This is a genomic window from Oleiphilus sp. HI0067 (assembly GCF_001635735.1).
In genome coordinates, this window is record NZ_LWFI01000114.1 from 1 (window position 1) to 11,324 (window position 11,324).

An 11,324-nucleotide genomic window follows, 5' to 3' on the forward strand; every position below is an offset into this window, starting at 1 on the left:
CCCTTGGACTGCGAATGGCATTAGCTGTGATCGTAGGGCTACTTCTATTGGCGATTTTACGTGTACGCATTGTATGGACAAAACATTCTATCGCGACCTATTCATATGCTCAGTTAGGTATCGCAGGAGCAATGCTTTGTGTGTATAGTGCTGCTCAGTATATTCCGTCCGGTTTGATATCGGTATTGTTTGCCTTATCGCCAATGATATCGGCTATTTTTGCCTTTTTTATGCTTGGTGAAGACAACTTTCAGAAGCACAAAATCATCGCATTTATAATGGCCTTGTTTGGTCTAATTCTTGTTTCTGTTGATACGATTTCGTTATCACAAAACGGATTGTTGGGGATTGCCTTATTGCTTAGCGGAGTGGTTCTCTACAGCTATAGCGGAGTGAAGGTCCAAAAGATTGGATTTAAAGGCCATCCCTTATCCACGACAGTTGCAAGTTTATTGGTGTCTTTGCCTCTGTTCTTTATCGCTTGGCTACTTCTGGATGGTGATTTACCGATGTTTGATATTAATAGTCGTTCGGTTCACGCGATCATTTACTTGGCTATTTTTGGTTCATTGCTTGGCTTTTGCGCTTACTTTTACTTGTTGAAAGAGGCTGGTGCGTCTTCTGTGGCAATGATGACATTACTTACACCTGCGCTTGCATTGATGTTAGGAGCTCAAATTAATAATGAATCGATTGGGGTGAATGTGATTTGCGGCACTGCCTTAATTTTATCGGGCTTATTCTTGTTTTATTACAAGTTGATTCTTGCGAGCCCCGCGAATACGGGGCAAACGTCAGAAGACTCCGTTATTTGATCAAAAAACTAGCGATGATGTGTGCGCGAATTTCGATGTCTTTGATTTCATAGCTGCTATTAGACGACTCCGCTGCGTCGGCACTGAATGCCATCGCACGCATCGGGCGCACATTTCTTTGTTGATCCATGTTGTGTTCAACATGTGCGAGCTTGCCAAGCTTTACGCGGAAAGATTCCGCTATCGTAAGCGCTGCTTCGCGTGCTTTTTGTGCAGCGTCTTTTAAAGCGAAGGTATGTGCTGACTTTCGATCTTTTGTATCGAATGAAATTGATTGTATATGTGTAACGCCTGACTCGGTGATGTCGTTAAGAATGGATTCAAACTGGTTCAAGTTATTGAGCTCAAAGAGTACCGTGCGGACCACTCGATAACCCGTCAAACTTTGTTTGCCGTCATCATAGTTATAGGTAGGTGATACGCTAATTTGGCCGCTATCGATAGTGTCTTTATCGATGTTGTATCGTTTAAAGTTACTGAGAAGCTGACTAACGGAATCATTTGTAAGCTGTTTTGCTTTTGATGCGATGGGAGCTGTTTTTTCAACGAGTAAGACAAACTTAGCGATGTCTGGCGTGACATTCACTTTGCCAGTAGCAGAAACGCTAATAACATTATCGTCGCTCGCTTGGGCTGTGATGGATATAAGTGCTAGTAAAATAGCCGCGATGAGTAGACGAGATTGAAGTAAGACTTCGCGAATTGTGGTGGACATGATTTTATATTCCTCTTTCAATGATGCGATAAGTTTAGACTAGGGAAGTTAGTAGGTAACATCAATTTAGTATTGAGACCTAGCTTGGGTTTCTATCAGTAAATTTTGGTAAGGCAGAGAGAGTTTAAGTGGTATTAGGAATCTTAGATTGCGACGAAATCGCACCAGAGTTACGTGAAGAGTTCGACAGCTATGGCGCGATGTTTGAAAACCTGATCAGGCAAATAGCACCGAATGAAAATATAAACCAGATTCGTATTTATAAAGTTTGCGATGGTGACTTACCGAAAGATGTATCTGAGTGTCAGGCATACTTAGTGACGGGTAGCAAAACAGGTGTGTATGACTTAGTTGCTTGGCGAGAACCTTTACGCCGCTGTGTATCTGAGATCTATGATATGCATATTCCAATGGTTGGAGTGTGTTTCGGTCATCAGTTACTTGCCGATGTGCTTGGCGGCGAAGCTATAAAATCAGACAAAGGTTGGGGGATTGGTGCGATGACGCATAGCCGTCAAACGCAGCAAGATTTTTTTCAAAATATGCCTGAGTCAATCACCTTGTTGTACAGTCATCAAGATCAAGTCGTGTGTCTGCCGCCGACTGCGGTGCGTCTTTACGGGAGTGATTTTTGCCCAAATGCTGCATTTTGCATTCCGGGTAGGGTGTTAGGGTTTCAAGGGCATCCAGAATTTACGGTTGATTATAGTCAGCAACTGATGTCGTTAAGAGAGTCTTTATATCCGCCTGATTTATACAAGCAGGCTATGGCTTCGCTTCAGAAAACGACGGATGAGCGTTTAGTGAGTACATGGATAACAATGTTTTTGACGAATACGGCGAGTAATAAGTAATGGCTAGATTTTCAAATTTTGGCAACAAATTAGGTGGTGAATCGGGTATTACAGGATTAATGGAAGACCTTGGGAACGCTTTAAATTCTGGGTCTGATATGATCATGATGGGAGGTGGTAATCCGGCTCATATACCTGTCGTCGAAGAACTGTTTCGTGATCGTTTAGCCGAGTTGGCGAACAGTCCTGATGCCTTTCGCCGATTGATCGGAATTTACGATCCGCCACAAGGTGAAATTGACTTTATTGGTGCCATTGCAGACTTATTGCGTCGTGAATATCAGTGGCCAGTTAGTCGCAAAAACATCGCGTTGACAAACGGCAGTCAGGCCGCATTTTTCATGTTGTTCAATATGTTTGGTGGGCGTTTTAACAAGGATGATAATAAGCAAATATTGCTGCCACTTGCTCCAGAATATATCGGGTACAGTGACGCTGGCTTAAACGATCATTTATTCCGGGCGTTTAAACCAAATATTGAACGCATTGATCAACAGACATTCAAATATAAAGTCGATTTCGATTCCTTAGAAATTGATAAAGGCGTTGGTGCGATCTGTGTGTCGCGGCCAACTAATCCAACCGGTAACGTCCTGACCGATAAAGAAGTGGCAAGGTTGGATCAGCTTGCAAAACAAAATGACGTGCCTTTTATTATCGACGGAGCATACGGTACGCCGTTTCCAGATCTAATTTTTGAAGAGGTAACACCTCACTGGAATGACAATACGGTTGTTTGTTTAAGTCTCTCAAAATTGGGCTTGCCGGCTGTTCGTACAGGTATCGTTGTCGCGCGCGAAGACATCATAGAGAACTTGTCCGGAATGAATGCGGTGATGAACCTTTCAACTGGGAGCTTTGGCCCGATGCTGGCACATGAGCTGGTGAAATCGGGCGAAATATTGTCGCTGAGTCAGAATCACGTAAAACCCTATTATGCTGAGAAAGCTGTTTGGGCTGAAGATTACTTCAAAACGCTATGTCGTGATTTACCTGTGTCGCTCCACAAGGTCGAAGGAGCCATGTTTTTATGGGTTTGGATGGAGGGTTGTCCCGTCGATAGTCAAAATCTGTATGAGCGCTTAAAGCAACGTGGTGTTTTAGTTGTTTCTGGCCATCATTTCTTCCCGGGTTTAAGTGATAAAGACAAAAACGAATGGCGACATAGCCGCGAATGTCTTCGAGTTACATATTCTCAGGATAAAGAGAAAGTGAAAAGAGGCTTAGAGGTTCTCGCCGATACCTTGCGAGAAGCCTACGAAAACTAGTACTGTGAGAGACAATATAAAATAAAAAGAAGGAACGAAGATGGATGATGTAATTCATGCGTTGATGTTTATTGCGATATTTGGCTCTATATTTTTGAGCGTGATTGGTATTGAAATGTGGGTTCTGTCGCGACAAAATCGTCAGTCATATCACTGGAAGGAGACACTAAGTAATATGACGACGGGTGCTATGTATAAAGTCGTTGACGGTATTGCTATCGCGCTTTTCATCCAAGTTTTTTATGACTATGTACGTGAGTACGGGTTTCAGTATTCTCCAGATGTGACAGCTTTTAGTCTTGTTTTTTTGTTTTTGGCTGTCGATTTCTTTTTCTATGCATATCATTTTTTGATGCACAAAGTACGCTGGATGTGGTCGGTACATGCGACCCATCACACATCAAAAAATCTAAATTTTTCAACAGCTTTGCGACAAAACTTCTTGTTAGATCTTAACTTTGGTTGGGTGTTTTGGTGGCTGCCTTTAGCGCTAATTGGCTTTGAAAAAGATTGGGTGATTCTAGCGATCGAAGCAAACCTCGCTTATCAGTTTTTCTTGCATACTGAAACGGTCAAACGTTTGGGGCCTTTAGAATGGGTCCTTAATACTCCGTCACATCATCGAGTTCATCATGGCTGTAACGAAAAGCAGGTGGATACCAATTTTGGCGGAGTGTTTATTATCTGGGATAGATTGTTTGGTACGTTTAGGGATGAGACTGAAGCAGGAAAACTAAAGTACGGCGTTGCGTTTCGACAGCCCACGACACTTAATCCATTAAGACTCAACTTAGATGAGTTCATTGATATGTTTAAAGATGCATATCGCTATAAAGATCTGTCGATCTTTGTAAGGCATCCGTCTTATGTTGAGCAACGGTATCGAGCTGACGAAAAAAAAGCAGCTCAGTGAGCTGCTTTACTTCGAGTGTTTATCCGCCTAAATAGGCTTTTTTCACTTCATCATTGACCAACAGGTTGTCACCAGTGTCTTGCAATACAATACTGCCGTTTTCGAGAACATAGCCACGGTCAGCAAGCTTAAGTGCTTGGTTCGCGTTTTGCTCGACTAAAAAGATAGTCATGCCTTGCTCGCGTAACTGTTCAATAATCTCAAAAATTTGGTTAATGATGATAGGGGCCAGTCCGAGCGAGGGTTCGTCCAAAAAGAGCATTTTTGGCTTGCTCATTAGTGCTCGGCCGATAGCTAGCATCTGCTGCTCGCCGCCAGACATGGTTCCACCACGTTGTTGAAAGCGTTCTTTCAGACGAGGAAATAACCCAAACACATACTCGAGAGACTCTTCGATACTTTCATTTGTCTCGAAAAAACCACCCATGTGTAGATTCTCTTCCACCGTCAGCCCAGAAAAGATACGGCGACCTTCTGGAACAACGGCAAGGCCGCTTCTCATTATTTCAGCAGTATCTGTCTTGGATATGTCTTTGCCTTCAAATTCAATACGCCCCTGGCTCGCGCGAGGGTCTCCACACACTGTCATCAGTAGGGTAGATTTACCTGCACCGTTAGCACCAATTAGTGTGACGATTTCACCCTTATCGACGTTCAACGAAACGCCTTTAAGTGCTTGAATCTTTCCGTAGTAGGTATGGACATTATCGAGTACTAACATCAAACCTCTCCCAAATATGCTTTGATTACGTCTGGATTTCCTTTGATCTCTTCTGGAGTACCAGAGGCAAGAGGAGTTCCTTGATTGATAACGTAAATGTTGTCTGAAATACCCATTACGAGATTCATGTCGTGCTCAATTAGCAATACCGATACGTGGTAATCTTCTTTGAGCGAAACAATTAGATTATCTAGGTCTTTCGTTTCTTTCGGGTTTAGGCCAGCCGCAGGTTCATCAAGTAGAAGCAGCTTCGGTTCGGTTACCATGCAGCGTGCTATTTCTAGTCTGCGCTGTTGGCCGTAAGACAAGTTGCCCGCCTCGCGGTTAGCGACATCGGTCAGCCCCACTTTGTCGAGCCAGTATCTCGCGCGGTGCATCGCACGTTCTTCAGACTTCTTATAAGCAGGCGTATTGAATAAACCTGAGAGTAGGTTGGTATTTGAGTGTCGATGCTGGGCAACTAACAAATTCTCAACCACGGTCATTTCGTTAAATAAACGAACATGTTGGAAGGTGCGGACCATGCCTTTTAGAGAGATTTTGAAATCAGGAAGCTTTTGGATTTCTTCTCCCATAAATTCAACAACCCCCGAAGTAGGCGTATAAAAGCCACTTAAGCAGTTAAAAACGGTTGTTTTCCCAGCACCATTAGGACCAATGATTGATACGATTTGACCCTCTTCAACACGCAGGTTTACACCGTTGACGGCAACGAGTCCGCCAAACTGCATTCTGAGATCAGATACGTTTAGTAGTGTCTTATTTGTCATCTGCTAACTCCAAGTGTGGACGTTTTGAAGGAAGCAAACCTTGTGGTCGCCATACCATCATAAGAACCATCATTAAGCCGAACATCAACATTCGGTATTCTTGGAATTCACGAGCTAGCTCTGGCAGTACTGTCATTGCAATTGCAGCGAGGATAACGCCCATTTGTGAGCCCATTCCACCGAGAACAACAATCGCCAAGATAATGGCTGATTCAATAAACGTGAATGACTCTGGAGAGATGAAGCCTTGGCGCGCGGCAAAGAAACAACCGGCAAATCCTGCAAACGCAGCACCGATTGTAAATGCTGAAAGCTTGATCGCGGTGCGATTCATACCTAATGAACGACAGGCTATTTCATCTTCGCGCAATGCTTCCCAAGCTCGGCCAACTGGCATTCGAACAAGTCGACGGATCACGAAGACGGTGATGACGACAAGGATAAGCGCTAACAAATAAAGGAAGATAACTTTGTACGTTGAATCGTAAGAGATTCCCATGACTTCATGGAATAGTGTATTGCCGTCTTCTTTTACGCGGCGTCCAAATTCCATACCGAAGAGTGTCGGTTTATCAATGCCTCCAATACCATTCGGACCACCCGTTAGGGATGTAGCATTGAGAAGGAAGATACGGATAATCTCGCCAAACCCAAGAGTTACAATGGCCAAGTAGTCTCCGCGCAAGCGTAGTACTGGAAAGCCCAGTAAGAAGCCAAACAAAGCGGCCATGATCCCAGCAATCGGCAATGCCAACCAGAATGAGATGTCGTAATACAGAGATAGTAGGGCATAGCTGTATGCACCCACTGCGTAGAATGCTACGTAGCCTAAGTCTAACAAGCCCGCTAGGCCGACAACGATGTTCAAGCCAAGGCCTAACATCACATAGATAAGTACCAGAGTTGCGAGGTCGATAGAGCCACGGCTCACCATAAACGGCCAAACTAGCGCGATCAAAATGATTGCGAAAGTAAACCAGTTTTCTAATTTTGCTTTCTTCGCCGGTTCTAGTGATTGATAACCGGTATTAAAACTTGGTTTAGGAATGTGGCTAAATAATCCAGTGAACTGGTCTCTGAATAATTGGAAGAAAAATACGATCGCAACGGCAGCACCGATATACATCCAAGTCGTTGGCCCCGCACCTTCAATAGACATTGAAGTGCCGCCTGTAACCAAGTTGAGGCCCAGTAAAGGGAAGGACACGATTAAGGTGATGATTGCAGTAAATACTGCATGACTGAAATTCGATTTCATTAGACTTTCTCAACCTCTTGTTTGCCTAGTAAGCCAGTCGGCTTAAATAAGAGGATTAGAACGAGAAGACTAAATGACACGGCGTCTTTCCATTCTGAGCTAATATACGCTGCAGTTAAGCTTTCCGTTAAACCTAGAATAATTCCGCCGAGCATAGCGCCAGGAATGCTCCCAATGCCACCAAGTACCGCTGCGGTAAATGCTTTCAGTCCGGCAATAAAACCAATATGTGGATTGGCAACGCCGTAATAAAGGCCAAGTAATAAGCCCGCGACAGCCGCTAAAGAAGCGCCAATGACAAATGTTGCAGAGATCACTCGGTTAGTATTAATGCCAAGCAGATTTGCCATCTTGATGTCTTCAGCAACAGCGCGACATGCTCGTCCCATTCGTGACTTAGAAATAAATAATGTGAGTGCCGACATGCAGATAAATGTCGCTATAAAAATAATCAGCTGCATGTAAGACAGAGATGCTTGGAAGTTTTCAGTACCGAAAGTCCAACCGCCACTAATCATAGGAGGAATCGCAACATCGCGAGCGCCTTGCGCATTCACTACAAAGTTTTGTAGAAAGATAGACATACCAATTGCAGAGATTAAAGGAATTAATCGATTCGCTCCGCGCAGAGGTCTATATGCTGTTCTTTCAATCGCCCAGCCGAAAGAACTCGATACAATAATGGCTATTGTGAGTGCAGCGAGGATAATAATAGGAACATATTCGATGCCTAACATCGTTAGTCCTGCTATCACGACAAAGCTGACATAGGTGCCGATCATGTACACTTCACCATGCGCGAAGTTGATCATGCCAATAATGCCGTAAACCATGGTGTAACCGATCGCGATTAACGCATAAGTACTACCAATCGTCAGTCCATTGAGTATTTGTTGTATGAAATATAAGAATGCTTCTAGCATCTATCCCTACCTTGTTACCAAAAAAAACACCCACTCTCAGTAGAGAGCAGGTGTTCTAATTACTCTAACTACTTGTGTTTACTTGGCTTCAGTTTTTGAGCCATCTTGGTGCCAGTTGTAAACAACAAAGTCGAACTGCTTAAGATCGCCTTTCTCGTCAAACTGGATATCACCTGTTGGCGTGCTGAAAGTCATTTCACGCATTGCTTTCTGCATTGCGTCAGTGTCAGTACCGCCTGTTTTGACCATTGCATCTGCAAGTACTTGAACCGCTGAGTAAGCTGTCAATACGAACGCACCGCTTGCGTCCTGACCCACGTCAACAAAAGACTTAACCAAGTCTGCGTTTGCTGGGTTTTTGTCGAAGCTTGGTGGAAGTGTTACTAGCAAACCTTCAGACGCAGGACCTGCAATTGCATTGATATCATTGTTACCAACACCTTCTGGACCCATAAATTGTGCTTTAAAGCCTTTTTCAGCTGATTGACGCAAAATTAGACCAAGCTCTGGATGGTAGCCGCCGTAGTAGACGAAGTCGACATTTGCTTTTTGAAGTTTTGCAATAAGTGAAGAGAAGTCTTTGTCGCCAGAAGTAATACCTTCAAACATAACGACATTAACGCCTTTTTCTTCTAGCGTTGTTTTTACTGAAGTAGCAATGCCTTCGCCATATTGTTGCTTGTCGTGAATGATCGCAACGTTGCTAGGCTTGATTTTGTCAGCAATGTAGTTGCCTGCTACTGGTCCCTGGTGGCTATCTAGGCCAATCGTACGGAAAACCATTTGGTAACCACGTGTAGTGATGTCAGGGCTTGTAGACGCCGCTGTTACCATCAAAATACCTTCGTCTTCATAAACGTCTGAAGCCGGTTGAGTAGAGCTTGAGCATAAGTGACCAACTACGAAGCTGATACCGTCATTAACTACTTTGTTAGCAACCGCAACAGCTTGCTTTGGATCACATGCGTCGTCGTATACAATTCCTTCTAGTTGAGCGCCATTTACGCCGCCAGCTTCATTGATCTTTTGGATCGCCATTTTTGAGCCGATCATTTGCATATCGCCGTATTGAGCAACGGGTCCTGTTACTGGTCCTGCTAAAGCAATTTTGATTGTTTCAGCACTTGCGACACTTGCTGCACCTGCAAGCAATGCTGCAGCGCCTAATTTTAGGAATTTCTTATTTGAACTCATTTATTGTTCCTTGAAATGTGCGAAAAATTCGCTTCAGTCTTAATTGTTTCATAAGGGGACTTTAGATACGACGAAAGCCGCGCCCTAACACGTCAATACTACAAAGAATAGAAAGGATAGGGAAGTTTAAGCATCTTCGCTCTACATTAATTTTGTAAAGCGCTATTCGTGATGCGTTAAAACTGCCCAAATATTGCATCCCATGGGTTAGAGAGGCTGGTCGTTTCAAAGGATTTAGACCAATATTTATCGGCGATGCCGTTGCCGTTGAAATCTTCAGCCGAGGATATTCTGTTGCCCGAGGAGTCATAGCGATATTGAGCGAATTGGTCAAACAAACCATCACCATTCATATCTTTATCGACACTCGTGCGATTGTTGTTCTAGTCATACGTATAACGTTCTTGGTAAACAATCTGGCCATTGAGATATTTGATGTATTTGATGAATAAGTCGCCAGAGTATTCGAATTCGTCGTAGCTCGTTTCGCTTCCTTGGTCATTAATCGGAACGCTGAATACTGATTTATTTTCCTGTGCGTCATAGCTGTAAGACACGATTAAATCGGGTGTCCCATCATTGTTTTTGTCATCAGAGTAAACGGCAAGCAAGTCGTCAGGGAAATAAGTCTCTTCGATGACTGTGCTAGGAGTACTTGAAGAATCGCCGTTGTTGTATATACGTGTCGTAACTTGATTAGCAACAGAGCGATCATACAACGTCAGTTTATCGATACTTCCATCATTGCCGTCGTCGTATGAAAATGAAACCAGTTCGTCATTCTTATAGGTGTAGGATTCACTTGAGTCTGAGCCATTGTCTCGGAACGCGTTTCGTGAAGTTATTTTCCCCGAGTCAGAGTAGGTAAATGTTTCGAGGAGTTGTTGGCGTGTATTGGTCTTCTCTTCAATACGACCATCTTCATCATATGAGTAAGAAACAACAAAATCTTCGCCGCCTGACTGGTTTTCTGTTCGTTCGGAGATTAGCCGGCCGCTATCATCGTATTCAAAATAGGTATTTTGCGTTTGGGTGCTCCCTGATTTTTGAGCACTTTGAGCGATATTGTCTGCTTGAACTTCAATCCCGAGACTATCGTATAAATGGGCGACATTTCGCTGCAATGAGCGAACAGGCCCTGTAAGTCCGAGTTGCTCTCTTATGCTAGCGATATTGGACGAGGCAGCAAAGTCTGTGGCCTTGAATGCGCAGATGTCGAGTCGGCTATCTTCTAATTCTTGGTCAGCATTACCTAGGTTGATTCCGTTATCAGGATTGCCATCAATATCTAAGTTCTGAAGTAAACTTGCGATCTTCAATGCTTTGTCGAAAGTAAGAACAGAAGATAAAAGAACGCGCTCCTTTATATGGGGCTACTCGCTAATTAAATCGATATCGTGTGCGTTATTTTTGTGCGCATTAACAGAAGTTTAGAGACTGAGGTGTAAATATGCTGCTAACTGGTGCGGAAACATAGAAGAGAACTTAAAACAATCGTGAATGAGGGTTGATCATATTTCTAAATGCTAGTGGTTTGGTTGGCTTGCTCGTGGGTAAATAGTGACTTTAAATGATGATCGAAACTTTTAAGAAAAACACTTGCTATCCAAAGCGAGATATTTAAAATGCTCGCTCGCTTTGAGGGAGGCACCTAAGGGAGTCGAAATTGAGGTGAGAAGTGAAGGTCTTCTAGCGTAATTTTTGATCTTTGTTTCTGGTGATTTTTGAGAAGTTTTTGTTGCTTATTTAAGTGTTGAAAACGAGCTCAAAAATAAAATCAGAAAGATCAAAAAAAGTAGTTGACCGGCGAATTAAGATCTATATAATTCGCGCCTCGCTTGAGGGAAGACCCTTCAAAAGGGTTGGAAATAAGCGAGAAGTTAACACCTAATT

Annotated in this window: 12 protein-coding genes; 4 read left to right on the forward strand and 8 right to left on the reverse strand. The window is 43.4% G+C overall.

The annotated features are described in order from the left end of the window. A partial coding sequence (locus A3739_RS01585) for a DMT family transporter (protein ID WP_068500021.1) occupies nt 1–815 on the forward strand: 815 nt, incomplete at its 5' end. On the opposite strand, the gene A3739_RS01590 is transcribed toward A3739_RS01585, so the two are convergent. Next, nucleotides 808–1,530, reverse strand: coding sequence for an SIMPL domain-containing protein (locus tag A3739_RS01590; protein ID WP_068480854.1), 723 nt, complete (start codon nt 1,528–1,530; stop codon nt 808–810). The genes A3739_RS01585 and A3739_RS01590 overlap by 8 nt on opposite strands. Nucleotides 1,531–1,658: 128 nt before the next feature. Here A3739_RS01590 and A3739_RS01595 point away from each other — a divergent pair, with 128 nt between their 5' ends. From A3739_RS01595 to A3739_RS01605, 3 genes are read left to right on the forward strand one after another with little or no spacing between them, the layout of a single operon-like run. After that, nucleotides 1,659–2,384: a hypothetical protein gene (locus tag A3739_RS01595; RefSeq protein ID WP_068500023.1), complete on the forward strand. Its 726-nt coding sequence runs from the start codon at nt 1,659–1,661 to the stop codon at nt 2,382–2,384. Further along, nucleotides 2,384–3,652 carry a valine--pyruvate transaminase gene (locus A3739_RS01600; protein ID WP_068500025.1) on the forward strand — a complete coding sequence of 423 codons (1,269 nt, stop codon included), beginning with the start codon at nt 2,384–2,386 and terminating at the stop codon, nt 3,650–3,652. The genes A3739_RS01595 and A3739_RS01600 overlap by 1 nt, the downstream gene beginning before the upstream one ends. 40 nt (nt 3,653–3,692) lie before the next feature. After that, on the forward strand, nt 3,693–4,565 hold the full coding sequence (locus tag A3739_RS01605) for a sterol desaturase family protein (protein ID WP_068480845.1): 873 nt from the start codon (nt 3,693–3,695) through the stop codon (nt 4,563–4,565). 19 nt (nt 4,566–4,584) lie between these two features. On the opposite strand, the gene A3739_RS01610 is transcribed toward A3739_RS01605, so the two are convergent. The 7 genes from A3739_RS01610 to A3739_RS01635 form a co-directional block, all read right to left on the reverse strand. After that, entirely contained in the window at nt 4,585–5,286 is a 702-nt protein-coding gene (locus A3739_RS01610) for an ABC transporter ATP-binding protein (RefSeq protein ID WP_068480842.1), read from the reverse strand. Beyond that, nucleotides 5,286–6,056, reverse strand: a complete 771-nt coding sequence (gene livG, locus A3739_RS01615; RefSeq protein WP_068480839.1) for a high-affinity branched-chain amino acid ABC transporter ATP-binding protein LivG — start codon at nt 6,054–6,056, stop codon at nt 5,286–5,288. Before livG ends, A3739_RS01610 begins: the two co-directional genes overlap by 1 nt. Then, entirely contained in the window at nt 6,046–7,314 is a 1,269-nt protein-coding gene (locus A3739_RS01620; protein ID WP_068480836.1) for a high-affinity branched-chain amino acid ABC transporter permease LivM, read from the reverse strand. The genes livG and A3739_RS01620 overlap by 11 nt, the downstream gene beginning before the upstream one ends. Next, on the reverse strand, nt 7,314–8,237 hold the full coding sequence (gene livH / locus A3739_RS01625) for a high-affinity branched-chain amino acid ABC transporter permease LivH (RefSeq protein ID WP_068480833.1): 924 nt from the start codon (nt 8,235–8,237) through the stop codon (nt 7,314–7,316). The genes A3739_RS01620 and livH overlap by 1 nt, the downstream gene beginning before the upstream one ends. 78 nt (nt 8,238–8,315) lie before the next feature. Beyond that, entirely contained in the window at nt 8,316–9,431 is a 1,116-nt protein-coding gene (locus tag A3739_RS01630) for a branched-chain amino acid ABC transporter substrate-binding protein (protein ID WP_068480830.1), read from the reverse strand. Between the two features lie 176 nt (nt 9,432–9,607). Further along, nucleotides 9,608–9,784, reverse strand: coding sequence for a hypothetical protein (locus tag A3739_RS28545; RefSeq protein WP_156502239.1), 177 nt, complete (start codon nt 9,782–9,784; stop codon nt 9,608–9,610). Between the two features lie 30 nt (nt 9,785–9,814). Continuing rightward, complete coding sequence (locus A3739_RS01635) at nt 9,815–10,750, reverse strand: hypothetical protein (RefSeq protein WP_068480827.1); 936 nt, start codon at nt 10,748–10,750, stop codon at nt 9,815–9,817. Between the last annotated feature and the right edge of the window lie 574 nt (nt 10,751–11,324).

Coding starts and splice junctions, on each gene's coding strand:
- livH (WP_068480833.1), bottom strand. CDS start 8,237: ATGCTAGAAGCATTCTTATATTTCATACAACAAATACTCAATGGACTG.
- A3739_RS01610 (WP_068480842.1), bottom strand. CDS start 5,286: ATGTTAGTACTCGATAATGTCCATACCTACTACGGAAAGATTCAAGCA.
- A3739_RS01600 (WP_068500025.1), top strand. CDS start 2,384: ATGGCTAGATTTTCAAATTTTGGCAACAAATTAGGTGGTGAATCGGGT.
- A3739_RS01630 (WP_068480830.1), bottom strand. CDS start 9,431: ATGAGTTCAAATAAGAAATTCCTAAAATTAGGCGCTGCAGCATTGCTT.
- livG (WP_068480839.1), bottom strand. CDS start 6,056: ATGACAAATAAGACACTACTAAACGTATCTGATCTCAGAATGCAGTTT.
- A3739_RS28545 (WP_156502239.1), bottom strand. CDS start 9,784: ATGAATGGTGATGGTTTGTTTGACCAATTCGCTCAATATCGCTATGAC.
- A3739_RS01590 (WP_068480854.1), bottom strand. CDS start 1,530: ATGTCCACCACAATTCGCGAAGTCTTACTTCAATCTCGTCTACTCATC.
- A3739_RS01605 (WP_068480845.1), top strand. CDS start 3,693: ATGGATGATGTAATTCATGCGTTGATGTTTATTGCGATATTTGGCTCT.
- A3739_RS01620 (WP_068480836.1), bottom strand. CDS start 7,314: ATGAAATCGAATTTCAGTCATGCAGTATTTACTGCAATCATCACCTTA.